Below are 25,488 nucleotides of genomic sequence, written 5' to 3' on the forward strand. Positions count from 1 at the left end.
GCTCATGCCCCAGTTTTTTATTGACCGGCCCATTTTTGCGTGGGTCATCGCGCTGTTCATCCTGGTGATCGGCGGCGTCGCGATCACACAGTTGCCGATCGCACAGTACCCGCCGGTGGCGCCGCCAACCATCGTGATCAGCACGGCCTACCCCGGTGCCTCGGCGCAGACGCTCGAAGACGCGGTCATCAGCGTGATCGAGCGCGAGATGAACGGCTCGCCCGGCCTGATCTACATGGAGTCGGTCAGCCAGGCCGACGGCACCGGCTCCATCACCCTGAGCTTCGAGGCCGGCACCAATCCCGACCTGGCGCAGGTGGACGTGCAAAACCGCCTGAGCCGCGCCACGCCGCGCCTGCCGCTGGCGGTCACGCAGCAGGGCGTGCGGGTCGACAAGTCACGCTCGAACTTCCTGCTGTTCACGATCCTCTCGAGCGACGACCCCCGCTTCGATCCCATCGCGCTGGGCGACTATGCCTCGCGCAACGTGCTGCCCGAGATCCAGCGCCTGCCCGGCGTCGGCCAGGCCCAGCTGTTCGGCACCGAGCGTGCCATGCGCATCTGGATCGATCCGGCCAAGCTGGTCGGCTTCAACCTCTCCACGACCAACGTGGCGCAGGCGATCCAGGCGCAGAACGCGCAGGTGTCGTCGGGCACCATCGGCGACCTGCCCAACGTGCCGGGCCAGTCGATCTTTGCCACCGTGGTCGTCAAGGGCCAGCTCGAATCGGCCGCACAGTTCGGCAACATCGTGTTGCGCGCCAACGCCGACGGGTCGGCGGTACGCCTGAAGGACGTGGCCCGCATCGAACTCGGCGCCCAGACCTATGCGACCTCGGCACGCCTGAACGGCAAACCCTCCACCGGCATCGGCGTGCAGCTCTCGCCGACCGGCAACGCGCTGGCCACGGCCAAGGCCGTGCGCACGCGCATGGAACAGCTGTCGCGCTACTTTCCGCCGGGCGTGAAGTACTCGATTCCCTATGACAGCTCGCGCTTCGTAAAGATCTCGATCATTCAGGTCGCCACGACGCTGCTGGAGGCAGTGGTGCTGGTGTTCCTGGTGCTGTTCCTGTTCCTGCAGAACATCCGCTACACGATCATTCCGACCATCGTCGTGCCGGTGTCGCTGCTCGGCACCTTCGGCGCGCTGCTGGCCATGGGTTTTTCGATCAACGTGCTGACCATGTTCGGCATGGTGCTGGTGATCGGCATCGTGGTCGACGATGCGATTGTCGTGGTCGAGAACGTCGAGCGCATCATGAGCGAGGAAGGCCTGCCGCCGCGCGAGGCGACCAAAAAGGCCATGGGCCAGATCTACGGCGCCATCATCGGCGTCACCGTCGTGCTGATCTCGGTGTTCGTGCCGCTCGCCTTCTTTGGCGGCGCGGTGGGCAACATCTATCGGCAGTTCTCGGCCGTGATGGTGTCGGCGATCGCGCTGTCGGCCTTCATGGCCCTGTCGCTGACACCGGCACTGTGCGCCACCTTGCTCAAGCCGGTCGAGGCCGGGCATCACCTGGAAAAGGGCGGCTTTTTCGGCTGGTTCAACCGCGGCTTCAAGTCGACCGCCAAGGGCTACGAGGGTTGGGTCACGCGCATCCTGCGCCGCGCCGGCCGCTTCATGCTGGTGTACGTGGCGATCGCCGCCGTGGCCGGTCTGCTGTTCGCGCGTTTGCCGACCTCCTTTTTGCCGAATGAAGACCAAGGCTACATCATCGCCAACGTGCAGCTGCCGCCGGGCGCAACCCAGGGGCGCACGCTGCAGGCCATGAAGCAGGCCGAAGCCTTCTTCCTGCGTCAGCCCGAAGTCCAGAGCATGGTCAGCGTGCTCGGCTTCAGCTTCTCGGGCACCGGCCAGAATGCCGGCCTGGCCTTCGTCCCCCTGAAGGACTGGAGCGACCGCGATGGCCCGCAGCATTCCGCGCAGTCCCTTGCGGGGCGGGCCATGGGCGCACTGATGGGCGTGCGCGATGCCTTCATCTTCGTACTCAGTCCGCCGCCGATCTCCGAACTCGGCAACGCCACCGGCTTCACCTTCCGCCTGCAGGACCGTGGCGGCAATGGCCACGCGGCGCTGGTTGCCGCGCGCAACCAGTTGCTGGGCATGGCGGCGCAGAGCAAGATCCTCGCGGGGGTGCGGCCCGACGGCCTGGAAGACGCGCCGCAGCTGCAACTCGATGTGGACCGCGACAAGGCCAGTGCGCTCGGCGTGGGCTTCGATGCGGTGAATGCGGCACTCTCAACCGCGCTCGGCTCGGCCTATGTGAACGACTTCCCGAATGCCGGGCGGCTGCAGCGCGTGGTGGTGCAGGCCGATGCGCGCGAGCGCATGCAGCCCGACGATCTGCTGCGCATCAACGCGCTGAACAGTCAGGGCCAGGCGGTGCCGCTGTCGGCCTTTGCCACGACGCGCTGGATCACCGGCCCGATGCAGACCATCCGCTACAACGGCTACCCGACGATGCGCATCTCGGGCGATGCCGCGCCCGGACACAGCACCGGCCAGGCCATGGACGAGATGGAACAACTGGCCGCGAAACTGCCGCCCGGCTTCGCGTTCGAGTGGACCGGCCAGTCGCGCGAGGAGCGCCTCGCGGGCTCCAAGGCCTACCTGCTGTACGGCTTCGCCATCCTCTCGGTGTTCCTGTGCCTGGCCGCCCTGTACGAAAGCTGGTCGATTCCGCTGTCGGTGATCCTGGTGGTGCCGCTGGGCGTGCTCGGGGTCGTGCTCGGCACCCTGCTGCGCGGCTATTCGAACGACGTGTACTTCCAGGTCGGCCTGATCACGATCATCGGGCTGTCGGCGAAAAACGCGATCCTGATCATCGAGTTCGCCAAAGACGCGCAGGCGCGCGGCAAGAGTGCCGTCGAGGCCGCGATTGAAGCGGCGCATCTGCGCTTTCGCCCGATCATCATGACCTCGGTAGCCTTTATCCTGGGCACCCTGCCGCTGGCGATCGCGAGCGGCGCGGGTTCGGCCGGCCAGCGCGCCATCGGCACGGCGGTGATCGGCGGGATGATCACCGCGGTGTCGCTCGCGGTGCTGTTCGTGCCGGTCTTTTTCGTCGCGGTCAGGGGCCTGTTCAAGGGCAGCGAGCGCCAACGCAAGATGTACGCCCACGAACAGTTGGGCACCAGCACACCCGCCGCGCCTGTACAGGAAGGCTCGCAGCCATGAAACACCCGATCCTGACCCCTCTGGCCCTGACATTGGCGGCCACGCTGCTCGGCGGCTGCTCCATGATCCCGGCCTACCACCGGCCTGCCGCCCCGGTGGCGACCACCTGGCCGGCCGAGCCCGGCGAACCGGCCGCGGCCGTGGGCACAACGGCCGCGACCGACGTGCCATGGCAGACGTTTTTCGCCGACCCCAGGCTGCGCCAGCTGATCGGGCTGGCACTGGCCAACAACCGCGACCTGCGCGTGGCGGTGCTGAACATCGAGCAGGCCCGTGCACAGTTCCAGATCAAGCGTGCGGACCAGTTCCCGACCGTCGGCCTCGCCGCGGCGCGCACCCCCGCGGCAGTCGGGGACGGCACCATCAACGTCTACAGCGCCGGCTTGGGGATTTCGAACTGGGAGCTCGATTTCTTCGGCCGGCTCGGCAGCCTGAAAGAGGCGGCGCGCTCGCAGTACCTCGCGACCGAGGAGGGCCGCAAAGCCGCCCAGATCAGTTTGATTGCCTCGGTGGCCAACGGCTACCTGAACCTGCTGGCCGACGAAGAGCTACTGAAACTGACGCGCCAGACCCTGGCCACGCGCGAGGAGTCGCTGAAGCTGATGCGGCTGCGCTTCGAGCATGGCGCCGCATCCGAGCTCGATTCGCGCCAGGCCGAATCGCTGTTCGAGGGCGCGCAGGTGGCGCTGGCGCAGCAGCAGAGGCAGCGCGCGCAGGACGAAAACGCCCTGGTGCTGTTGCTGGGCCAGCCGCTGCCCGAGGGCTTCTTCAACCCCGCGGCGCCGCCGCAGCTCGCCGACGCGGCCCAGCTGACGGATCTGCCGGCGGGCCTGCCCTCGAGCGTGCTCATCAACCGCCCCGACGTGCGCCAGGCCGAGCAGCAGCTGATCGCGGCGAATGCCAATATCGGCGCGGCGCGGGCGGCCTTCTTCCCGCAGATCACGCTGACCGCACAGGCTGGCTCGGCCAGCACCCAGCTGTCGGGGCTGTTCCAGTCGGGCACGTACGGCTGGACCCTGGCGTCGCAGCTGCTGCTGCCGATTTTCGATGCCGGGCGCCGGCAAGCCGGACTCGAGTCGGCCAACGCAGGCCGTGCAATTGCGCTCGCGCAGTACGAAAAGGCCATCCAGAGCGCCTTCCGCGAGGTGGCCGACGCGCTGGCGGGCCGCGCCACGCTCGGCGAGCAACTGCGCGCGCAGCAGGCCCAGGCCCAGGCGGAGTCGGTGCGCTACCAGCTGTCCGACCTGCGCTACCGCAACGGTGTGGCCAGCTACCTGGACAACCTGGACGCGCAGCGCTCGCTGTTTGCGGCGCAGCAGGCCGTGGTGCAGACGCGCCTGCTGCAACTGCAAAACCAGGTTCTGCTGTACAAGGCGCTGGGCGGCGGCTGGACCGAGGCGGCGGGCGCCGACACGCGCGCAGCCAGCCCATGAAGCGGCTTTGCCCAAAGGGCGGTCGGTATAATCAAACGCTGATTTCACAGCCCCTGATCTTTTGAGGACGCCATGAGCGACAACAGTCACGCCGACGACACGGTCCACACCGGCCCGATCAAGAACCCCAAGCAGCTCCTGATCACGGTGTTTTTCGCCTTCGTGGTTCCGATCTTCACCATCATCGGCATTGTTTACTACGTGACGTCGGCCAACATGCTGGCCGCCGGCACCGTGAACGCCGAAAAATCGGCGAACGAGCGTATCCAGAAGGTCGGCACGGTCGAGGTCCGCGATGCCAACCGCGTGCTTAAAACCGGCGAAGAAGTGTTCAAGGCGCAGTGCACCACCTGCCACACGGCCGGCGTGGCCGGTGCCCCCAAGTTTGGTGACGCCACCGCGTGGGCGCCGCGCATTGCCAAGGGCTACGACGCGCTGCTGAACTCGGCGCTGCACGGCAAGGGCGCCATGAGCCCGCAGGGCGGCGGTGACTTCGAAGACCTGGAAATCGGCCGCGCCGTGGTGTACATGACGAGCGCCGCGGGTGGCCACTTCCCGGAACCCCAGGCTGCCCCGGCGGCGACGGCCGAGGCCGCGCCAGCCCAGGCGGCACCGGCTGCTGCAGCGCCAGCAGCTGCCCCGACACCTGCCGCCCCGGTGGCAGTGGCCGCTGCAGCACCGGCCGCGGCGGCCGCCAATGTGGGCGAGACACGCTACAAGGAAACCTGTTTCGCCTGCCACGCCACGGGCGTGGCCGGTGCGCCCAAGTTTGGCGACAAGGCCGCCTGGGCGCCGCGCATTGCGACCGGCATGGACACGCTGGTGGCCACGGCCATCGCGGGCAAGGGCGCCATGCCGCCCAGGGGGGGCTCCAACGCGAGCGACGCGGAAATCAAGGCCACCGTGGCCTACATGGTCAACGCCGCCAAGTAAGCCGCGCGCCGCACCGCCTGACAAAGCCGGTCTTCGACCGGCTTTTCTTATGGTCAAATGGACCAGAAACCCATATCCATCAATGACAGTTAGCTATTATTTTTATAGTTAACCGGATTTTTGGCGGGCCGCGGGGCTGCACACATAGCCAAAGCGCCCCGGCAGCTCGTGCGCTGCCATCTCCTGCGGCACCCACAAGCCCTGCTCCACCGCATCGGCCGCCAGCCCCATGTCGAGTGTATGCACCAGACCAAAGCCGAGGTCGGCTTCGAGGTACAGGTGGCCCTGCTCGTCGAGCACGCAGCGCTGCATGCGGGCCGCACGGCCGGTGTGCGCGGCGATGGAGAAGTCGGCATTCACGCGCCAGATCAGCGGCGTCGCCTCCAGCTCCACGTACACGCGCTGCGGGCCATTCTGGAAGAACCACTGGCCGTGCGCATCGGCCTCGTAGTTGCGGTCGATGAATTCGAGCAGTTTTTCGTGCCGGAGCACGGAGCCTCTGGAGGCCGGCGTGCCGCCCGCAAACGGCCCGGCCGCCTGGACGCGATCGTCGCGCATGTACCACTGGCCGCGCGCGTCCAGCCCGAGCCAGCCATAGCAGCTGGGAACATTGGGCCACTTGGCCAGCGCTTGTTTGACGATGTCATCCATGGTGCTTCACCAACTGACCATATCACTGGCCGAGCCGTGACGCCAGCCAGCCCCCGACGACTTGCGGGATGGTGTGCACATGGCCCGGCGGCAGGCGCCCCGCGGCAAAGCCCACATGGCCGCCCTGCGCGGGCTGCCACAGGGTGACGGGCTCAAAGACCTCCTGCGCGCGCGGCAGCGAGCCGATCGGCACAAACGGATCGTTGCGGGCGTTGACGATCAGCGCGGGAATGCGGATCTTGCGCAAATGCGGCTTGGCCGAGGCGCGGGCCCAGTAGTCGTCGGTATTGCGATAGCCGTGCAGCGGCGCCGTGAAGACATTGTCGAAGTCATACAGGTCGCGCGCCGCCAGCAGGTGCTCGCGGCTGAACAGGCCTGGATGCTGCGCCAGCTTCTTCAACGCCTTCGGCACCATGGTGCGTAAAAACATGCGCGTGTAGACCTGCCGGTTGAAGCCGCGTCCGATGGCGCGGCCGCTCGCCGCGAGATCCAGCGGCGCGCTGACTGCGGCCACCGCGGCGACCACGCTGGCCGCCTGCGCGCCCATTTCCTCGGCCCAGCGCAGCAGCACATTGCCGCCGAGCGAGACCCCCGCCGCCATGATGGCGCCGCCGCCGGCCTGCTGGCACGCATGCAGGCGCCGCAGGATCCAGTCAATCTCCTCGAAGTCGCCCGAGTGGTAGGCGCGCGGCGCCAGGTTGATCTCGCCGCTGCAGCCGCGAAAATGCGGCGCCGCAAAGGCAAACCCACTGCTGCGCGCAAAGTCGGCGAACGCTTCGGCGTAGTGGCTGCGCGACGAACCCTCCAAGCCATGGAACAGGACCAGCAGGGGCCGGCTGGCGGGGCCCGGCCACGCGCCAAAATCGATATCGATGAAGTCGCCGTCCGGCGTTGGCCAGCGCTCACGCCGATAAGGCACCCGCGCGCCCACCACCCGGCGCGCATACAGGGCCGGCCAGATGGTTTGCAGGTTGCCGCCGGGCAGCCACAGGGGCGCTACATAATTCATAGCTAGACAAGTTTATTCAACAAAGGCCACAAGCGTTATTTGTGACGAAAACGAGCGCAAAACATTCAATGCAGGACCGGCGGCGTCGGGCTTTCTTCGAGCATCTCGTGCGGCGTGCCGGGGCTCGCATGGTGCGCCACCAGGCGCCAGCCCTGGGCGAAGCGCTGGTACACGTTGGTGGCGATGACGTGCGCCTCGCCCGGGCCTTCGGGCGTCATCACCTCGATGCGCTCGACCAGGCTGTGCACGGCGCTGGCGAGCGACTCGACGCGGCGCACCCGCTCGGGCCGGGCGCGAATGCTGCCGTTGGCAAAGATGGCGTCGAAACTGGCGCGGATCGCGGCGCCGCCGATCAGGCGCGGGCCGCCCGGATGGACGCAGACAATCTCGTCCTCATCGGCCCAGCAGGCCATGAGCTTGTCGATGTCTGCGGTTTGCAGCGCCTCGTAGAACGCGGCCTCGATGTCGTCGGCCGAGCCGGCGATGGAGGCGGCCTGAAGTCTGGCTTTGGGCATGGTGGGGTTACCTGATCATGGCGGCGCCGGGTTTGCCGTTGAATACGGTGTGGGGCACCCCATCTATGCTAACGTCTTGTGCCTCCCGCAACCGCATAGCCAAAAAAAGGAACGTATGAAACGCTGGCTTCTCATCCTCATGACCGCCCTGACGGTCAGCGGCCTCACCGGCTGCGGCTACAACGATTTTCAACGGCTCGACGAACAATCCAAATCCGCCTGGAGCGAGGTGCTGAACCAGTACCAGCGGCGCGCCGATCTGGTGCCCAACATTGTGGCCACGGTCAAGGGCGAGACCCAGTTCGAGCAGGATACGCTGACCAAGGTGATCGAGGCGCGCGCCAAGGCGACCTCGATCCAGGTCACGCCCGAGACCCTGAACGACCCGGCCGCCTTCGCCAAGTTCCAGGCCGCGCAGGGCGAGCTGGGCAGCGCGCTGAGCCGGCTCATGGTGACGGTGGAGAAATACCCCGACCTGAAGGCCAACAAGGGCTTCTCGGACCTGCGGGTGCAACTGGAGGGCACCGAGAACCGCATCACCGTGGCGCGCAACCGCTACATCCAGAGCGTGCAGGAGTACAACGTGCTGGTGCGCAGCTTTCCCACGAACCTGACGGCGATGGCCTTCCATTACCAGCCCAAACCCAACTTCACGGTGCAGAACGAAGCGCAGATCTCGACGCCGCCGGTTGTGGATTTTGGAAAAAAATAAGAGCCAAAAGTGCCTTTAGCCCGCATCTGGTATTCACTTGTAGCTCTATTTTTCGTAGCGCTCGGGGTGTCGGGCGCGCCGCTGTATGCCCAGTCGCTGCAGGCCGTGCCGGCGCTCACGGCGCATGTGATCGACACCACCGGCACGCTGGACGCGGGGCAAAAGCAGGCCCTGGAGGCCAAGCTCGCCGCACTCGAGCAGACCAAAGGCTCGCAGGTCGTGGTGTTGATGGTGGGCACGACCCAGCCCGAAGACATCGCCAGCTACGCGAACCGCGTCGGCAACACCTGGAAGATCGGCCGCAAGGGCGTGGGTGACGGCCTGCTGCTGATCGTCGCCAAGGACGACCGGCGGGTGCGCATCGAAGTGGCCAAGACGCTGGAAGGCGCGATTCCCGACCTGGCCGCGAGCCAAATCATCGAGCAGGCCATCACGCCCGCGTTCCGCCAGGGCGACTACGCGGGCGGACTGAATGCGGGCACCGACCAGATCATCGCGCTCATCAACGGCGAGCCGCTGCCGGCGCCCGCGCCGCGCCGCGCGGCGGGCGCCGGCCCGGGCGGATTCCATTGGACAGACCTGGCCATCTTCCTGTTTTTTGCGGTGCCGATCGCCGGTTCGGTGGCGCGCAGCGTGTTCGGCCGCAAGCTCGGCGCGCTGCTCACCGGCGCCGGCGTGGGCGTGCTGGCGCTGCTCGCCACCTCCAGCCTGCTCATCGCGGGCATCGCCGCCTTCGTGGCGCTGCTGTTTGTGTTGGTGGCGGGCTTGGCGCCCGGCCTGACGGGTGGACGGGGCGGCTTCGGGGGCTTTGGTGGCGGTGGATTCGGCGGCGGCGGGGGCGGGGGCGGGGGCGGCGGCTTTAGCTCGGGCGGCGGGGGCGACTTCGGCGGCGGCGGCGCCAGCGGCAGGTGGTAACCACAGGAAAGCACAGGAAGAACGCGATGCCGGGCAGGTTCCAAAGAATCCTCAAACACCTGTGGTTCGACGAGTCGCACGCGCGCCGCGCGATCCCGCCCGCCATGGCGCAGCGGCTGAGACAACGCGTGGCCGCCAGCGAGCAGCATCACAGCGGCCAGATCCGCATTTGCGTGGAGGCCAGCCTGCCGCTGCACGCGCTGTGGCGCGACAACACGTCAATATCCCATCTCACGCACGCACGCGCCGTTGCGCTGTTTGGCGAGCTGCGAGTGTGGGACACCGAGGCCAACAACGGCGTGCTGATCTATCTGCTGCTGGCCGAGCACGCGATTGAACTGGTGGCGGACCGCGGCCTGAATCGGCATGTGCCCGCCGCTGAATGGCAGGCCGTGACCCAGCGCATGGGCGGCGCCTTTCGCGAAGGCCGTTTTGAGGATGGCCTGACGCAGGCGCTGGAGGAAGTGTCGGCCCTGCTGGTGCAGTATTTTCCGCTGGCGCCGGGGCAGGCTCGCCACAACGAGTTGCCGGACGTGCCCATCGTGCGCTAGCGTCGCGAAGACGGCGGGGCAACGCCTCAGGCCTTGGGCGCCTCGCCTTCGAGCAGCCGCAGATTCACCGAATGGGTTGCGTCCAGTTCCTGCTGCAGCGCGCGACTCAGCTGGGCAAAGGTCCGCAGCTTGCGATTGGCCTGGCGCAGCCGGTCCGACAGGCGCTTGGAGATGGTCAGCAGCAGGCGCGCGGCCACGTCGGGACACTCCTCGATCAACTGCAGCAGGGCGTCGCGCGTGAGCACCGCGACGGCCAGGTCCGTCGCTGCCGTGCAGGTGGCCGAGCGCGGCGAGCCGTCGAGCAGCCCCATTTCACCAATCAGGCCACCGGGCCCCATGATGGACACCACCATGGTCTCGCGCGGGGAAGACACCTCGTACTCGACCGTGACCTCCCCTTCGAGGATCAGCATCATGTCGTCGACATCGGTCGCCTCGCCTTCCTGAATGAAGACCGTGCCCGCCTTGACGCGTTTCGGATGCATGAAGCCGACCACCTCGCGCGCGTCGGCCAGGCTCAACTCCACCAGGCCGGTCGGCGTCACCAGAAGACTGGCAGCGTTCTCCCGCGCCTCACCGCCGCTCCCGGATTTGTCAAACTCCATGCGTTGAATTGTAGTGGTGGGCAGATGCGCGCCCGAGCCTGCGGGGAGCTTGCCGGCACCCCCATGACAAAGGCCCCGGTCGACGGGCGACCGGGGCCTTGCTTCAAACGCGCGAGGACAGTGGATGCCGCCCCGAACGCTATTTTTTCTGCCGGTATTTGCGCAGCGCCGCGATCTCGGCCGCGATGATGTACAGCTCGGACTGGGCCTTGGCGATGTCGATGTCGTTCTTGGCGTTTTTCAGGGCTTCCTCGGCCGCCAGTCTGGCCTCGTTGGCCTTGTGATCGTCCAGATCCTTGCCCCGGATCGCGGTATCGGACAGTACCGTCACGCAGTCGGGCTGCACTTCCAGAATGCCGCCGGCGACGAAGACAAACTCTTCGCTGCCATCGGCCTTCTCGATGCGCACCGAGCCGGGCTTGATGCGCGTGATCAGCGGCGTGTGGCGCGGGTAGATGCCCAGCTCGCCCGCCTCGCCGGGCAGCGCCACGAACCGGGCCTCACCCGAGAAGATGGACTCTTCGGCGCTGACAACGTCAACGTGGATGGTGCTCATGTGGCTCACCTCTTAAACTTTTTTGGCTTTTTCGAAGGCTTCGTCGATCGTGCCGACCATGTAGAAAGCCTGCTCGGGCATGTGGTCGCATTCGCCGTTGACGATCATCTTGAAGCCGCGAATCGTCTCGGAGAGCGGCACGTACTTGCCGGGCGAACCGGTGAACACTTCGGCGACGTGGAACGGCTGCGACAGGAAGCGCTGGATCTTGCGCGCGCGCGCCACGGCCAGCTTGTCTTCGGGGGCCAGGTCGTCCATGCCCATGATCGCGATGATGTCGCGCAGTTCGCGGTAACGCTGCAGCGTGCCCTGCACGGCACGTGCCGTGTTGTAGTGATCTTCGCCCACCACTTGCGGCGACAGCTGGCGGCTGGTGGAGTCCAGCGGATCGACCGCGGGGTAGATACCGAGCGAGGCAATGTCACGGCTCAGCACCACGGTGGAATCCAGGTGGGCAAAGGTGGTGGCGGGCGACGGGTCGGTCAAGTCATCGGCGGGCACGTACACGGCCTGGATCGAGGTGATGGAGCCGACCTTGGTGGAGGTGATGCGCTCTTGCAGGCGGCCCATTTCCTCGGCCAGCGTCGGCTGGTAACCCACGGCGGAGGGCATGCGGCCCAACAGCGCGGACACTTCGGTGCCGGCCAGCGTGTAGCGGTAAATGTTGTCCACGAAGAACAGCACGTCCTTGCCTTCGTCGCGGAACGACTCGGCAATGGTCAGGCCCGTCAGCGCCACGCGCAGACGGTTGCCCGGGGGCTCGTTCATCTGGCCGTAGACCATGGCCACTTTGGACTCGCCGAGGTTCTCGAGGTTCACGACGCCGGAGTCGGCCATCTCGTGGTAGAAGTCGTTGCCCTCGCGGGTGCGCTCACCCACGCCGGCAAACACGGACAGACCCGAGTGTGCCTTGGCAATGTTGTTGATGAGCTCCATCATGTTCACGGTCTTGCCCACGCCGGCGCCGCCGAACAGGCCGACCTTGCCACCCTTGGCGAACGGACACACCAGGTCGATCACCTTGATGCCGGTTTCCAGCAGCTCCTGCGAGGGGGAGAGTTCGTCGTAGGCCGGGGCCTTGCGGTGAATCGAGGCGGTGAGCTCGGCATTCACCGGGCCGCGCTCGTCGATCGGCGCGCCCAGCACGTCCATGATGCGGCCCAGCGTGGCCTTGCCCACGGGCACCATGATGGGGTTGGCCGTGTTTTGCACGATCATGCCGCGGCGCAAACCGTCGGACGAGCCCAGCGCAATGGTGCGCACGATGCCGTCGCCGAGCTGCTGCTGCACTTCCAGCGTCAGCGTCGAGCCATCCATTTTCAGAGCGTCGTAAATCTTGGGCATCTGGTCGCGCGGAAACTCCACGTCCACCACGGCGCCAATACACTGAACAATTTTTCCTTGAACCTGAGCCATTTTTTGCTCCAAAAATTTGAATCTTGTTAAACCGCTGCGGCACCCGCCACGATTTCCGAAAGCTCTTTCGTAATCGCCGCCTGACGCGTCTTGTTGTAGATCAGCTTGAGCTCGCCAATCACGTTGCCCGCGTTGTCGGTGGCGGCCTTCATGGCCACCATGCGCGCCGCATGCTCGGATGCCATGTTTTCCGTGACGGCCTGGTACACCAGCGCCTCGACGTAACGCACCAGCAGTTCGTCAATCACCGCCTGCGCGTCGGGCTCGTAGATGTAATCCCAGCCATGCGTGACGCCGCTCTGCGCTTCGCTGGCGTCGGACTGCGCCTTCAGCGTCGCATGCGACAAGGGCAGCAACTGCTCGACCACGGGCTCCTGCTTCATGGTGCTGACGAACTTGTTGTAGCTCAGGTAGACCGCGGCCAGTTCGCCCTTGGCGTAGGAATCCAGCAGCACCTTGACCGGGCCGATCAGCTTGTCCAGATGCGGCTTGTCGCCCAGCTGCGTGACGTGCGAGACGACCCGCGCGCCAATGCGGTTCAAAAACCCCAGCCCCTTGCCGCCGATGGCCACGCTCTGCGGTGTTTTACCCGCGGCCTGCGTTTCGCGCAGCTTGGCGGTGACGGCCCGGAACAGGTTGGTGTTCAAGCCGCCGCACAGACCCTTGTCGGTGGTCACCACGATGAAGCCGACGGACTTCGCGTCCTCCGGGGTCTTCATGAAAGGATGAACGTACTCCGGATTGGCCTGGCCCAGGTTCGCGGCGATATTGCGGACCTTCTCGCTGTACGGACGCGCGGCGCGCATGCGCTCCTGCGCCTTGCGCATCTTGGACACCGAGATCATCTCCATGGCCTTGGTGATCTTCTTGGTGTTCTCCACCGATTTGATCTTGGTGCGTAATTCCTTGCCTGCTGCCATATATGCCCCTTTTGCCTATAAAACTCTGACGTGACGTTGCGGTCGGTAGAGTGGTTTAAGCAAACGACTTCTTGAACGCAGCCGTGGCCGCGGTCAGTTCAGCTTCAGCATCCTTGTCCATCGCCCTGGTGGTTTCCAGCTTGGACAGCAACGCGGCGTTCTTGTCCTTGAGGTAGGCATGCAAGCCCGACTCGAAGGCCAGCACCTTGTTCACGGCGATGTCGTCCATGAAGCCCTTGTTCACGGCGAACAGCGAGCAGCCCATCAGGCTGATCGGCAGCGGGCTGTACTGGGACTGCTTGAGCAGCTCCGTCACGCGCGCGCCACGGTCGAGCTGCTTGCGCGTGGCCTCGTCCAGGTCCGAGGCGAACTGCGCAAACGCCGCCAGCTCACGGTACTGCGCCAGGTCGGTACGGATACCACCTGACAGACCCTTGATCAACTTGGTTTGTGCGGCGCCACCGACGCGCGATACAGAAATACCGGCGTTGATGGCGGGGCGGATACCGGCGTTGAACAGGTTGGTTTCCAGGAAAATCTGGCCGTCGGTGATCGAGATCACGTTGGTCGGCACGAACGCGGACACGTCGCCGGCCTGCGTTTCGATGATGGGCAGCGCGGTGAGAGAACCGGTCTTGCCCTTGACTTCGCCTTTGGTGAAGGTCTCAACGTAGTGTTCGTTGACGCGCGCCGCACGCTCGAGCAGGCGGCTGTGCAGATAGAACACGTCGCCGGGATAGGCTTCACGGCCTGGCGGGCGGCGCAGCAGCAACGAGACCTGGCGGTAGGCCACGGCCTGTTTGGACAAATCGTCGTACACGATCAGTGCGTCCTGGCCGCGATCGCGGAAATACTCGCCCATGGTGCAGCCCGAATAGGCGCTGACATACTGCATGGCAGCCGACTCGGAGGCGGTCGCAGCCACCACGATGGTGTACTCCATCGCGCCGGCCTGCTCCAGCGAGCGCACCACGTTCTTGACCGATGACGCCTTCTGGCCGATCGCAACATAGATGCAGGTCATGTTCTGACCCTTCTGGTTGATGATGGCATCGATCGCCACGGCAGTCTTGCCGGTCTGGCGGTCGCCGATGATCAGCTCGCGCTGGCCACGGCCGATCGGCACCATCGAGTCGATCGACTTGAGGCCGGTCTGCATCGGCTGGTCCACCGATTTACGGGCAATCACACCGGGCGCGACCTTTTCGATCACGTCGGTCATTTTGGCGTTGATCGGACCCTTGCCGTCGATCGGCTGGCCCAGCGCGTTGACCACGCGGCCCAGCAGTTCGGGGCCGACCGGCACTTCCAGAATGCGGCCTGTGCACTTGACGGTGTCGCCTTCGGAGATATGCTCGTATTCACCCAAAATCACGGCACCGACCGAATCGCGCTCAAGGTTCAGCGCCAGGCCATAGGTGGGCAAGCCGTCGCTGCCGGCCGGGAATTCAAGCATTTCGCCCTGCATCACGTCGGACAGGCCATGAATGCGGCAAATACCGTCCGACACGGACACCACCGTACCCTGATTGCGGATGTCGGCGCCGGCGGACAGGCCTTCAATGCGGCTCTTGATCAGTTCAGAAATTTCTGCGGGATTGAGTTGCATGACTCTTTCCTTCTTTCGTTAATTGGCCAAATGCCTGGGCACAATGCCCAAGCAGAAAACTGGAGGTCGCGACCCGCGTGAATCATCACGCGGTCAGGGCCACCTTCATCTGTTCCAGGCGGGCCTTGACGGAAGTGTCCAGCACTTCGTCGCCCACCACCACGCGAATGCCGCCGATCAATGCAGGCTCCTGTTCGACCTTGACATTGAGTTTGCGCCCAAAGCGCTTTTCGAGCGTCGCCGCCACATCGGCCAGGGCGGCACTGTCCATCGGAAAAGGGCTGTACACGATGGCATCCGAGGAGCCGCTTTGCGCGTTCTTCAAGGCACGGAACTGGTCCGCCATTTCGGGCAGCGCCGTCAGCCGGCCGTTTTCGATCACGGCGCGCAGGAAGTTCCTGGCGGCATCCGGCAGCGTCGATCTGGCGACGCCGGAGATCACATCGAACACCTGGCTCGCCGTGACGGTCGGGTTGTCGGCAAACTGCAGCAGTTGCGGGTTGGCGGCGATGAGCGCAAGCTCATCGAGCCAGGCGGCCGTGCCGCCCAGATCGGGCGCAGCGGTCGCCTTGAACAGCGCTTCGGCATAAGGACGGGCAATGGTTGCGATTTCAGCCATGGTGCGCTCTTACAGCTCGGTCTTGAGACGCGCCAGCAATTCGGCATGGACCCCGGCATTGACTTCCTTGCGGAGAATCTGCTCGGCGCCCTTGACGGCCAGCACGGCGACCTGCTCGCGCAGGACCTCGCGGGCCTTCACAGTTTGCTGGTCGGCCTCGACCCTGGCAGCGGCAACAATTTTATTGCCCTCTTCCGTGGCCTTGCCCTTGGCCTCTTCGATGATGGCCTGGGCGCGACGTTCGGCATCGGCCAGACGCGTGGCAGTCTCGTTGCGCGACTTGGCCAGCTCTTCTTCCACCCGCTTGTTGGCGGAGGACAGCTCGGACTTGGCCTTGTCGGCGGCGGCAAGACCGTCGGCGACTTTCTTGGCACGTTCGTCCAGCGCAGCTGCGATGGGCGGCCACACGAATTTCATCGTGAACCACACCAGAATCGCAAAAACGATTGCCTGGACGAAAAGAGTTGCGTTGATACTCACAGCAACTTCCTTTCAGTCAATTGGTGGTTACGGGCGATTACTTGAGCACGAAGGGGTTGGCAAACGCGAACATCATCGCGATACCGACGCCAATCAGGAAGGCCGCGTCGATCAGGCCGGCCAGCAGGAACATCTTGGTTTGCAATTCGTTCATCAGCTCGGGCTGACGGGCAGCGGACTCCAGGTATTTGCTACCCATGATGCCAATACCGATACAGGCGCCAACAGCGCCCAGGCCAATGATCAGACCGGCGGCGAGTGCGACGAGGCCGAGTACGTGTTCCATTTTTTTAGCTCCAGAGAATGAAAAGTTAGGGTTGAAGGAAAGGGAAACTGCGAAAAAATCAGTGGGTATCGTGCGCCTGGCCGATATACACCAGCGCCAGCATCATGAAAATAAATGCCTGGATGGTGATGATCAGAACGTGGAAGATGGCCCAGATCGCTCCGGCGATCACATGCCCGACCGGCAGCAACACACCCGAAACCGAGCCAGCCGCAGCGGCGCCCATCAACGCGATCAACATGAACAGCAGCTCGCCCGCATACATGTTGCCGAACAACCGCATGCCATGCGAGACGGTCTTGGCGGCAAATTCGATCATTTGCATGGCGAAATTGATGGGCCACAGGATGGGATGGTTGCCAAACGGCGCGGTGAACAGCTCATGCAGCCAGCCGCCCACTCCCTTGATCTTGATGTTGTAGGCAAAGCACACGAGCAGCACCGAAACCGACAGACCGAAGCAGGTTGACAAATCAGCCGTGGGAACCACCCGCAGATACGCATGATGCGAATCCTGCCCGGCGGCGCCCGTAATCCAGCCCCAGACCGTGGGCAGCAGGTCGACAGGCAGCAAGTCCATCGCATTCATCAGGAAAATCCAGATGAACACGCACAGACCCAGCGGCGCCACCATCTTGCGGCTCTGGGCATTGTGAATAATGCCTTTGGCCTGCGTGTCGACCATCTCGACCAGAATTTCAACCGCGGCCTGGAATCGACCAGGAACGCCCGAGCTGGCCGCACGGGCCGCTCGCCAAAGAAAAAAGCTCGATAGCACGGCCAGCAGCACGCTCCATAAGATGGAGTCAATGTTGACGACGGAAAAATCGACCACGCCCTTCATGGGGTGGTTCTGCCAATGCGTCAGGTGGTGAACGATGTATTCACTCGCCGTGGGTCCGTTTTCAGCAGCCATCTGTTTACTCGTTAAGTCCTACGTTTCGGACGCCACACCAGCGCCACCCAATATACCTTCATCGTCACCACCAGGCCTACCAGCATCGCTGGCCAGCTCAAGTCAGTCACCAGCCTTGGCGCCGCAAACAACATGGCGACCGTCAAGGCAATCTTGACCGCTTCCCACAGGAAGAATCCGAATACCGCAGCCCCCGCACTCACCGAGGACACCCGGCTCGCCAGCCCCCGCGCAAACAGCGCGGCGGGAATGACCACCGCCAGCGCGCCGTAGCCAGCAGACCAGCCGACGTGTTGCCGGCCCGTCAAGGCCCAGGCAGCCAAAGCCACCAGCGCGCCTACCACTACCTGCCCCACCACGACCCACCAAGGGGAGAGCGAAGGACTCTTTGCCCGAAGCTGCCGGGCCTGCTCGGGCGTCAGAGGCTTGAAATCGGCCCCGGCCACGTCGTCCTCAGGTACCGCCGCGATTATTGACATCCCAGATTACACCTAAGTTACAGCCGCAATTTCAGCAAAGCCCTTGATTATACGTAGAAACCCCCGAACTCCAGCCAAACCCCCACAATCCGCGGCAAAAGAACTCACCCCCCGAATGATTGGCCCGCTGCGTCACAATCTACCCTGTCGCGCCCCGAACAAGACGAAAGCTGACCGATGACACTGCTGGCAAAATTTCTTCACCTGAGCGGTGCCATTGTCTGGCTCGGCGGCATGGCTTTCATGCTGTGGGCACTGCGTCCGGTGGCCACCGCGCAATTGCAGCCGCCGGCGCGACTGCCTTTGCTGGCGGGCGTGTTGACGCGCTTCTTCTCGGTGGCGTGGATCAGCGTGGGGCTGCTGGCGCTCACCGGAGCCACCATGCTGGGCTCGGTAGGCATGAAAAACGCGCCCGTAGGCTGGCACCTGATGATGGGCATCGGGCTGCTGATGTTTGCCATCTTTGGTCATCTGTATTTCGGACCCTTCAGCCGCATGAAAAAGGCCGTGGCGCAGGCCGACTGGCCGCAGGCAGGGCAGCAAATCGCCAGGATCCACCCGCTGGTGGTGCTCAACTTCGCACTTGGATGGCTGGCCATTGCGGCTGTGTTGTTTTTGCGCTGAATCTATCCCCCCTTCTGCCCATTCTGCACACCATGAACGAACTACCCAGCCTGCCGTGCTACCTCAATGGCGAATTCACGGCGCTGAAGGACGCGAAGATCAGCGTCATGGACCGCGGCTTTATCTTTGGCGACGGCGTCTACGAAGTGGTGCCGGCGTACGGCGGCGGCCTGTTCCGCTTTGCCCAGCACATGGCGCGGCTCGACCGCTCGCTCGCCGAGTTGCGCATCGCGAACCCGCTCTCGCATGCGCAGTGGCGCGACATCGCTACCAAACTAATAGCTGACTATGCACGATCGACGGGGGCCGAGACCCAAAAGAGTGATCAACTGATTTACATCCAGGTGACCCGCGGCGTGGCCATGCGCGAGCATGTGATGCTGGACGGCCTGACCCCCACCGTGTTCGTGATGAGCAATGCGATGAAGCCCGTGCCGCCCGAATTGCGCAGCCAGGGTGCGGCCTGCGTCACGGCCAGCGACTTCCGCTGGGAAAAGGCCCATATCAAGAGCACCAGTCTGCTGGGCGCCGTGTTCGCGCGCCAGATCAGCTTCGACGCCGGCGCGCTGGAGACCGTGATGTTCCGCGACGGCTTTTTGAGCGAGGCGGCGGCCAGCAACGTCTGGGTCGTCAAGGGGGACACCGTGTTCGGCTCGCCCAAGGACAACCTGGTGCTGGAGGGCATCCGCTACGGCCTGATCGAGGAAATCTGCCGCGCCGAGGGCCTCGGATTCGAGCTGCGCCGCCTGAGCCACGACGAGGTGCTCCATGCCGACGAATTGCTGCTGTCGTCCGCGACCAAGGAGGTGCTGGCGATTACCCGGCTCGACGGCCAGCCGGTCGGCTCGGGCGTGCCCGGCCCGGTTTACGCCAGGCTGTACGCGGGCTATCAGCAGGCCAAGATCGCCCCATCGCAATAGGCCAGCGCCCCGACCATGAGCACGCCCCCCGAATCCCCCCAAGACCCGCGCAAGGACTCGCTGATCGAGTACCCGTGCCTCTTTCCCATCAAGGTGATGGGTGCCAAGGTCGATGGTTTCGTGCACGCCATCACCCGCATCGCCGAACAGTTCGATCCCGGCTTCGACGCCACGACCATCGAGTTGCGCGACAGCAAGGCCGGCAACTACCTGGGCATCACCGTGACCGTGACCGCGACCTCGCGCGAGCAGCTCGACGAGCTCTACCGCACGCTGTCCACGCACCCGATGGTGAAGATGGTGTTGTAGGCCGCCGTGGAGATCGCGCTGCACCCCCTTGGCCGGGTGGACTATCTGCCGACCTACGCCGCGATGCAGGAATTCACCACCGCGCGCACCCCCATGACGCCCGACGTACTATGGATTTGTGAGCATTCTGCCGTTTACACACAAGGTCTGGCGGGCCAATCGGAGCATATTCTCAATCCCGGCGACATCCCGGTCATCGCCACCAACCGGGGCGGGCAGGTCACTTACCACGGGCCGGGGCAAGTCGTGGCATATCCGCTGATCGACCTGCAGCGGGCCGGCTATTTCGTCAAGGAATACGTGTACCGCATCGAGCAGGCCGTGCTCCAGACGCTGGTGCACTTTGGCGTGACGGGGCACCGCGTGGCGGGCGCACCGGGAATTTATGTACGGCTCGATGATCCGGGCTCGCACGCGCTGCTGGCGCAGCGGCCGCAGAAAAACAATGGGGGTCAGATTCCAATTCATTCACCGCCCGATTTCCAGGGCCTTGGCAAGATCGCCGCGCTCGGCATCAAGGTCAGCCGCCACTGCACCTATCACGGCGTGGCGCTGAACGTGGCGATGGATCTGGAGCCCTTCTCTCGCATCAACCCCTGCGGCTACGCGGGACTGCAAACGGTAGACCTTTCTACAATCGGGGTGTCGGCAAGCTGGCAGGAGGCCGCCGATGTATTGAGCCAAAAGCTCCAGACCTACCTGGCACCGTGAGCGGACACCCAATACTTCCGGTCATCCAAAGCACACCATGAACCCTACAGAAGCCGCCAACCCCGTCGTGCACGAAACGGTCCGCGAGGCCCAAAGCGCCGAACAATACAACCCGCTGGCCAAACAGAAGGCCGCGGCCAAGCTCTCGCGCATCCCGGTCAAGGTGCAGCAGGGCGAGATTCTGAAAAAGCCGGACTGGATCCGCGTCAAGGCCGGCTCGCCCAGCACGCGCTTCTATGAAATCAAGGACATCCTGCGCGCCAACAAGCTGGTGACGGTATGCGAGGAAGCCTCCTGCCCCAATATCGGCGAGTGCTTCGGCAAGGGCACGGCCACGTTCATGATCATGGGCGACAAGTGCACACGGCGCTGCCCGTTCTGCGATGTGGGTCATGGCCGTCCTGACGCGCTGGACGCGAACGAGCCCGAGAACCTGGCGAAAACCATCGCGGCCCTGCGCCTCAAATACGTGGTCATCACCAGCGTGGACCGCGACGACCTGCGCGACGGCGGCAGCCAGCATTTTGTGGACTGCATCCGCAAGACGCGCGAGCTGTCGCCCGGCACGCAGATCGAAATCCTGGTGCCCGACTTCCGCGGCCGCGACGATCGCGCGCTGGAAATCCTCAAGGCCGCGCCGCCCGACGTGATGAACCACAACCTGGAGACGGTGCCGCGCCTGTACAAGGAAGCACGTCCGGGCTCGGACTACCCGTTCAGCCTGAACCTGCTCAAGAAGTTCAAGGCACTGTTCCCGCAGGTCCCGACCAAGAGCGGCCTGATGGTGGGCCTGGGCGAGACCGACGAGGAAATCCTGGCCGTGATGCGCGACATGCGCGAGCACGGCATCAACATGCTGACCATTGGCCAGTACCTCGCGCCCTCTACCTCTCACCTGACCGTGAAGCGCTACGTGCACCCGGACACCTTCAAGATGTTCGAGGCTAGAGCCTACGAGATGGGCTTCGACCACGCCGCTGTAGGCGCACTCGTGCGTAGCAGCTACCACGCCGATCGGCAGGCGGAGCATGCGCACGCCATCGAGCTGAACCGGGCCGCCGGCAGCTCCTCGCGGTGAAGCGGGGCAACCCGCTCGCGCTGGGCGCGATTGCGCTGTGGGCGACGCTGGCGTCGCTGGGCGTGTCGCTCAGCCACGTTCCACCCTTTTTGCTGACCGGCCTGGCGCTGCTGATCGGCAGCATTCCAGCCTGGCCGCTGCTGCGGCAATGGCGGGTGCCGCCCGCAACGCTGGCGCTGGGCGTGTACGGCCTGTTCGGCTTTCACTTCCTGCTGTTCATCGCTTTGCGTCATGCGCCGCCGGTGCAGGCCAATCTGGTGAACTACCTGTGGCCGCTCCTGATGGTGGTGCTGGCACCGGTGCTGCTGCGCGGGGTGCAGCTCAAACCCCTGCACATCGCCGCCGCGCTGGTCGGCTTTGCCGGCGCGGCCATCGCCATTGCAGGCGGACGGCAACTGGATACCGGCTTTGCCTGGGGCTACCTGCCGGCCGCCGGCTCGGCGTTCATCTGGGCCAGTTACTCACTGCTGACCCGGCGTGTCGCCAGGTTTCCGACGGCCGCGATCGGCGGCTTTGCCGCGGTCTCGGGCCTGCTGTCGCTGGCGTGCCACGCCCTGCTGGAGCCCTCGGCCGCGCTGAGCGGTCAGGACTGGCTGCTCATCGTGCTGATGGGCCTGGGCCCGCTCGGCGGCGCGTTTTTCCTGTGGGATGCGGCGCTCAAACGGGGCGACGCGCGCAGCATCGGCCTGCTGAGTTTTTTGACGCCTCTGCTCTCCACGCTGCTGTTGCTTGTGCTGCGCGGGGACCGGCCTAGCCCCTCGATCGCGTTGGCGGCCGTCATGATCGTGGGCGCCGCGCTGGTCGGTACGCGCGCCCGCTAAACGCGGGCCCCGGCGCGGCAACGTCAAGCCCCATCCGTGGCAAACTGCAAACTTCCCCTTTGCAAAGCGCCGCCATGTACATCAGCCTGTTTGACATGTTCAAGATCGGCATTGGCCCGTCGAGCTCGCACACGGTCGGGCCGATGCGCGCGGCACGGCGGTTTCTGATGGAGTTGCCCGCGCCCGTGTTTGCGGCCGTTGCGCGGCTGGAGGTGGAACTGTACGGTTCGCTGGCCCATACCGGGCATGGCCACGGCACCGATGTGGCCATTCTGCTGGGGCTGAGCGGCGAACTGCCGGACCAGGTCGATCCGGCGGGGATCCCGGCGCGCATTCAGGCCATCCGCGCCGCGCGCGAGCTGGTGTTGCTGGGTCAAAGGCCGATTGCCTTCGACGCGGACCGGGCCCTGATCTTCAACCGCAGCGAGTTGCTGCCGGTGCACTCGAACGGCATGCGGTTTCGCGCCTTCGACGCCGGGGGCACTGTGCTGGCCGAGCGCGACCTGTACTCCATCGGCGGCGGCTTTGTGATGGACGCTGAAGAGGTGTTTGTCGGCAGCCCGCTCGGCGTCGAGCAACCCGTGCCCCATCACTTTGAAACCATGCAGGCCCTGCTTGCGATGGCGCAGCAAGCCGGTCAGCCATTGCACCAGTTGCTGATGAAGAACGAAGCCAGCCTGCACGGTGCGGCCGCGACGCGCGATTTCATCCACCGGGTGAAAGGCGCGATGTTCGACTGCATCGACCGTGGCATGACCGCCGAGGGCCTGCTGCCCGGCGGCCTCAAGGTGAACCGACGCGCCAGCGCGGTCGCCGAGCGCTTGCGTCATGCGCCCAGCCACGCCAGCGAGGGCGCGATGAGCTGGGTCAGCGTCTACGCCATTGCGGTGAATGAAGAAAACGCCGCGGGCGGGCGCGTCGTGACCGCACCGACCAATGGCGCGGCCGGGGTCGTGCCCGCCGTATTGCGTTACTACCAGGACTACCGTGCGGGCGATGCCGCGGGCATCGAGCGCTTCATGCTGACCGCCGCCGCCGTGGGTGCGCTATGCAAACGCAATGCCTCGATTTCGGGCGCCGAAGTGGGCTGCCAGGGCGAGGTCGGTTCGGCGGCCGCGATGGCGGCCGGCGGACTGGCGGCGGCGCTGGGCGCGAGCAACGAGCAAATCGAGAATGCCGCCGAGATCGCGCTGGAGCATCACCTGGGCATGACCTGCGACCCGATCGGCGGACTGGTGCAGATCCCCTGCATCGAGCGCAATGCGGTGGGAGCCGTCAAGGCCATCAACGCCTGCTCGCTCGCGATGCTGGGCGATGGCTCACACATGGTGAGCCTGGATCAGGTGATCGACACCATGCGCCGCACCGGTGCCGACATGCAAAGCAAGTACAAGGAAACCTCGCTCGGTGGACTGGCCATCACGGTGTCGGTGCGCCAGGTGGAGTGCTGAGCGAGGACGGGACTCAGGCGCTCAGCACCGAGGCCGGATCGTCCGACTCGATCACCCTTTGCGCCCAGGGCTGCAGCCGGGACGTGTCCGAGCGCAGCACTTCCTGCTTGACCGCCAGAATCTGCGCCGGATGCATGGAAAAACTGCGCAGCCCCAGGCCCAGCAACAGCCGGGTGTGGCTGGCATCGCCCGCCATCTCGCCGCACACGCTCACGCCCTTGCCCTGCGCGTTGCATTCGGCAATGGTGTCCGCCACCAGGCGCAGCACCGCCGGGTGCAGCGGGTCGTACAGATGGGCCACGGCCTCATCGGCGCGATCGATCGCCAGCGTGTACTGGATCAGGTCGTTGGTGCCGATCGAGAGAAAGTCGAAGTGCTTCAGAAACAGCTTGAGCATCAAGGCCGCCGCCGGTATTTCGATCATGGCACCGAGCTTGACCGGACCATAAGGTACGCCCCGGTTATCCAGCTCGGCGCGCGCAAAGTCGATCAGCGACAGGGTCTGGCGGATCTCGCTGGCATGGGCCAGCATGGGAATCAGCAAGTTGACCTGCCCGTGCGCCGCGGCGCGCAGGATGGCGCGCAACTGGGTCAGGAACATGGCGGGATCATTCAGGCTCCAGCGGATGGCACGCAGCCCCAGCGCGGGGTTCAGGCTGGTGCCGTCCTTTTGCGACTTGTCCAGCGGCTTGTCGGCGCCGATGTCCACCGTGCGAATGGTAACCGGCAGGCCCCGCATGCCTTCCACGGCGCGCCGGTAGGCCTGGTACTGCTCTTCCTCATCGGGCAATTTGCCGGTGCGGCCCATGAACAGAAATTCGCTGCGGAACAGGCCCACGCCGACGGCCCCCGCCTTGATCGCGCCGGCCGCGTCCTCGGGCATTTCGATGTTCGCCAGCAGCTCCACTTTCTGGCCGTCCATCGTGATCGCGGGGGTGTGGCGCAGCCGCGTCAAGCGCTCGCGCTCGAGCTGGCCCTGACGCTGCTTGAAGCCGTATTCGGCCAGGATGATGGCGGACGGATCGACGATCATCACGCCGGCATCGCCGTCGATGATGACCCAGTCATCCTGGCGCACCAGCTGGCTGGCGGATCGTGCCCCCACCACGGCCGGGATGTCCAGACTGCGGGCCACGATGGCGGTATGCGAGGTCTTGCCGCCCACATCGGTCACGAAGCCGGCAAACACGCTTTGCTTGAACTGCAGCATATCGGCCGGCGAGAGGTCGTGCGCGATCAGCACCAGCGGCACATCGACCGTATCGTCCAGCAGCAAATCCTGCTGCGTTTTGCGGTGCGGCGTGGTGGGCGGCGTGATCGGCAACGCCACGCCCTTCATGTAGCGCAGGATGCGCTCGACCACCTGCTCCAGGTCGGCCTTGCGCTCGCGCAGGTACTCGTCCTCCATCTCGTCGAATTGACGCGCAATCACTTCGAGCTGGGTGGTCAGCGCCCACTCGGCGTTGTACAGGCGGTTGGTGATCCAGTGCTTGACGCCGCTGACCAGCATCTCGTCCTGCAGCAGCATCAAATGCACGTCGAGCAGGGCCGTCAGCTCGTGCGGCGCGTCCTTGGGCCCCATTTGCGACACACTTTGCTGCAGCCGGTGGATTTCATCCACCACGGCGTTGCGACCGGCCCGCACGCGCTCGATCTCGGCGTCGACGTTGGCCGGCTCGATGAAGTAGTGCGCCACGTCGGCCCGGCTGGACGCGACCAGCACGGCGCGCCCGATGGCGATGCCGCGGGCCACCGGCAAACCTTGCACGCTGAAGGTCATGGACGCAT

27 protein-coding genes are annotated in these 25,488 nt (G+C 65.0%); 13 read left to right on the forward strand and 14 right to left on the reverse strand.

Annotated features, from left to right (window positions below):
- The first annotated feature begins 4 nt into the window (after window positions 1–4).
- From EUB48_RS20020 to EUB48_RS20030, 3 genes are all read left to right on the forward strand, one after another.
- Window positions 5–3,181: an efflux RND transporter permease subunit gene (locus EUB48_RS20020; RefSeq protein ID WP_142820825.1), complete on the forward strand. Its 3,177-nt coding sequence runs from the start codon at window positions 5–7 to the stop codon at window positions 3,179–3,181.
- Entirely contained in the window at window positions 3,178–4,614 is a 1,437-nt protein-coding gene (locus EUB48_RS20025) for an efflux transporter outer membrane subunit (RefSeq protein ID WP_142820826.1), read from the forward strand. Before EUB48_RS20020 ends, EUB48_RS20025 begins: the two co-directional genes overlap by 4 nt.
- Window positions 4,615–4,686: 72 nt before the next feature.
- A complete protein-coding gene (locus tag EUB48_RS20030) occupies window positions 4,687–5,547 on the forward strand; it encodes a c-type cytochrome (protein ID WP_142820827.1) in 861 nt (286 codons plus the stop codon).
- Window positions 5,548–5,655: 108 nt separating this feature from the next.
- On the opposite strand, the gene EUB48_RS20035 is transcribed toward EUB48_RS20030, so the two are convergent.
- The 3 genes from EUB48_RS20035 to EUB48_RS20045 form a co-directional block, all read right to left on the reverse strand.
- The gene (locus tag EUB48_RS20035) at window positions 5,656–6,198 is read right to left on the reverse strand and encodes a DUF2946 family protein (RefSeq protein WP_142820828.1); all 543 of its coding nucleotides are present in this window, start codon (window positions 6,196–6,198) and stop codon (window positions 5,656–5,658) included.
- A gap of 22 nt (window positions 6,199–6,220) precedes the next feature.
- A complete protein-coding gene (locus EUB48_RS20040) occupies window positions 6,221–7,207 on the reverse strand; it encodes a YheT family hydrolase (protein WP_142820829.1) in 987 nt (328 codons plus the stop codon).
- A gap of 65 nt (window positions 7,208–7,272) precedes the next feature.
- Entirely contained in the window at window positions 7,273–7,722 is a 450-nt protein-coding gene (locus EUB48_RS20045; protein ID WP_142820830.1) for a YybH family protein, read from the reverse strand.
- A gap of 115 nt (window positions 7,723–7,837) precedes the next feature.
- Here EUB48_RS20045 and EUB48_RS20050 point away from each other — a divergent pair, with 115 nt between their 5' ends.
- Genes EUB48_RS20050 through EUB48_RS20060 form a run of 3 tightly spaced genes read left to right on the forward strand, consistent with a single transcriptional unit; the run spans window position 7,838 to window position 9,900 of the window.
- The gene (locus EUB48_RS20050; protein ID WP_142820831.1) at window positions 7,838–8,434 is read left to right on the forward strand and encodes a LemA family protein; all 597 of its coding nucleotides are present in this window, start codon (window positions 7,838–7,840) and stop codon (window positions 8,432–8,434) included.
- Between the two features lie 9 nt (window positions 8,435–8,443).
- Window positions 8,444–9,349 carry a TPM domain-containing protein gene (locus tag EUB48_RS20055; protein ID WP_142820832.1) on the forward strand — a complete coding sequence of 302 codons (906 nt, stop codon included), beginning with the start codon at window positions 8,444–8,446 and terminating at the stop codon, window positions 9,347–9,349.
- Window positions 9,350–9,375: 26 nt separating this feature from the next.
- Complete coding sequence (locus tag EUB48_RS20060) at window positions 9,376–9,900, forward strand: TPM domain-containing protein (protein ID WP_142820833.1); 525 nt, start codon at window positions 9,376–9,378, stop codon at window positions 9,898–9,900.
- Between the two features lie 26 nt (window positions 9,901–9,926).
- Here EUB48_RS20060 and EUB48_RS20065 read toward each other — a convergent pair whose 3' ends face one another.
- The 10 genes from EUB48_RS20065 to EUB48_RS20110 all read right to left on the reverse strand — a co-directional run bounded on the left by EUB48_RS20065 (window position 9,927) and on the right by EUB48_RS20110 (window position 17,786).
- Window positions 9,927–10,505 carry a Crp/Fnr family transcriptional regulator gene (locus EUB48_RS20065; protein ID WP_142820834.1) on the reverse strand — a complete coding sequence of 193 codons (579 nt, stop codon included), beginning with the start codon at window positions 10,503–10,505 and terminating at the stop codon, window positions 9,927–9,929.
- 139 nt (window positions 10,506–10,644) lie between these two features.
- Window positions 10,645–11,061 (reverse strand): F0F1 ATP synthase subunit epsilon, encoded by a 417-nt coding sequence (locus tag EUB48_RS20070; protein WP_077560021.1) that lies wholly within the window; start codon window positions 11,059–11,061, stop codon window positions 10,645–10,647.
- A 12-nt stretch (window positions 11,062–11,073) separates the two neighbouring features.
- Window positions 11,074–12,477: a F0F1 ATP synthase subunit beta gene (atpD, locus tag EUB48_RS20075; RefSeq protein WP_077560053.1), complete on the reverse strand. Its 1,404-nt coding sequence runs from the start codon at window positions 12,475–12,477 to the stop codon at window positions 11,074–11,076.
- A 26-nt stretch (window positions 12,478–12,503) separates the two neighbouring features.
- Window positions 12,504–13,397 (reverse strand): F0F1 ATP synthase subunit gamma, encoded by an 894-nt coding sequence (gene atpG, locus EUB48_RS20080; protein WP_142820835.1) that lies wholly within the window; start codon window positions 13,395–13,397, stop codon window positions 12,504–12,506.
- 55 nt (window positions 13,398–13,452) lie between these two features.
- The gene (atpA, locus tag EUB48_RS20085; protein WP_077560023.1) at window positions 13,453–15,006 is read right to left on the reverse strand and encodes a F0F1 ATP synthase subunit alpha; all 1,554 of its coding nucleotides are present in this window, start codon (window positions 15,004–15,006) and stop codon (window positions 13,453–13,455) included.
- An 85-nt stretch (window positions 15,007–15,091) separates the two neighbouring features.
- The gene (locus EUB48_RS20090; RefSeq protein ID WP_142820836.1) at window positions 15,092–15,625 is read right to left on the reverse strand and encodes a F0F1 ATP synthase subunit delta; all 534 of its coding nucleotides are present in this window, start codon (window positions 15,623–15,625) and stop codon (window positions 15,092–15,094) included.
- A gap of 9 nt (window positions 15,626–15,634) precedes the next feature.
- Complete coding sequence (locus EUB48_RS20095) at window positions 15,635–16,105, reverse strand: F0F1 ATP synthase subunit B (protein WP_142820837.1); 471 nt, start codon at window positions 16,103–16,105, stop codon at window positions 15,635–15,637.
- 37 nt (window positions 16,106–16,142) lie between these two features.
- A complete protein-coding gene (atpE, locus tag EUB48_RS20100; RefSeq protein ID WP_077560026.1) occupies window positions 16,143–16,391 on the reverse strand; it encodes a F0F1 ATP synthase subunit C in 249 nt (82 codons plus the stop codon).
- A 58-nt stretch (window positions 16,392–16,449) separates the two neighbouring features.
- A complete protein-coding gene (gene atpB, locus EUB48_RS20105) occupies window positions 16,450–17,307 on the reverse strand; it encodes a F0F1 ATP synthase subunit A (RefSeq protein ID WP_142820838.1) in 858 nt (285 codons plus the stop codon).
- 11 nt (window positions 17,308–17,318) lie between these two features.
- On the reverse strand, window positions 17,319–17,786 hold the full coding sequence (locus EUB48_RS20110; protein ID WP_142820839.1) for an ATP synthase subunit I: 468 nt from the start codon (window positions 17,784–17,786) through the stop codon (window positions 17,319–17,321).
- A 177-nt stretch (window positions 17,787–17,963) separates the two neighbouring features.
- Between EUB48_RS20110 and EUB48_RS20115 the strand changes: the two genes are divergently transcribed.
- The 7 genes from EUB48_RS20115 to EUB48_RS20145 all read left to right on the forward strand — a co-directional run bounded on the left by EUB48_RS20115 (window position 17,964) and on the right by EUB48_RS20145 (window position 23,700).
- Window positions 17,964–18,410 carry a CopD family protein gene (locus EUB48_RS20115; protein WP_142820840.1) on the forward strand — a complete coding sequence of 149 codons (447 nt, stop codon included), beginning with the start codon at window positions 17,964–17,966 and terminating at the stop codon, window positions 18,408–18,410.
- A gap of 32 nt (window positions 18,411–18,442) precedes the next feature.
- A complete protein-coding gene (locus tag EUB48_RS20120) occupies window positions 18,443–19,330 on the forward strand; it encodes an aminotransferase class IV (protein ID WP_142820841.1) in 888 nt (295 codons plus the stop codon).
- Window positions 19,331–19,345: 15 nt separating this feature from the next.
- Window positions 19,346–19,639 (forward strand): HP0495 family protein, encoded by a 294-nt coding sequence (locus EUB48_RS20125; protein ID WP_142820842.1) that lies wholly within the window; start codon window positions 19,346–19,348, stop codon window positions 19,637–19,639.
- Between the two features lie 6 nt (window positions 19,640–19,645).
- Entirely contained in the window at window positions 19,646–20,350 is a 705-nt protein-coding gene (gene lipB / locus EUB48_RS20130; protein ID WP_142820843.1) for a lipoyl(octanoyl) transferase LipB, read from the forward strand.
- Between the two features lie 37 nt (window positions 20,351–20,387).
- On the forward strand, window positions 20,388–21,428 hold the full coding sequence (lipA, locus tag EUB48_RS20135) for a lipoyl synthase (protein WP_142820844.1): 1,041 nt from the start codon (window positions 20,388–20,390) through the stop codon (window positions 21,426–21,428).
- Entirely contained in the window at window positions 21,425–22,249 is an 825-nt protein-coding gene (locus EUB48_RS20140) for a DMT family transporter (RefSeq protein WP_142820845.1), read from the forward strand. The genes lipA and EUB48_RS20140 overlap by 4 nt, the downstream gene beginning before the upstream one ends.
- 74 nt (window positions 22,250–22,323) lie before the next feature.
- Complete coding sequence (locus EUB48_RS20145; RefSeq protein ID WP_142821416.1) at window positions 22,324–23,700, forward strand: L-serine ammonia-lyase; 1,377 nt, start codon at window positions 22,324–22,326, stop codon at window positions 23,698–23,700.
- Window positions 23,701–23,713: 13 nt separating this feature from the next.
- Here EUB48_RS20145 and ptsP read toward each other — a convergent pair whose 3' ends face one another.
- Window positions 23,714–25,480, reverse strand: coding sequence for a phosphoenolpyruvate--protein phosphotransferase (ptsP, locus tag EUB48_RS20150; protein WP_142820846.1), 1,767 nt, complete (start codon window positions 25,478–25,480; stop codon window positions 23,714–23,716).
- Window positions 25,481–25,488: the final 8 nt, after the last annotated feature.

Source organism: Rhodoferax sediminis (assembly GCF_006970865.1).
Taxonomy (GTDB): domain Bacteria; phylum Pseudomonadota; class Gammaproteobacteria; order Burkholderiales; family Burkholderiaceae_C; genus Rhodoferax_A; species Rhodoferax_A sediminis.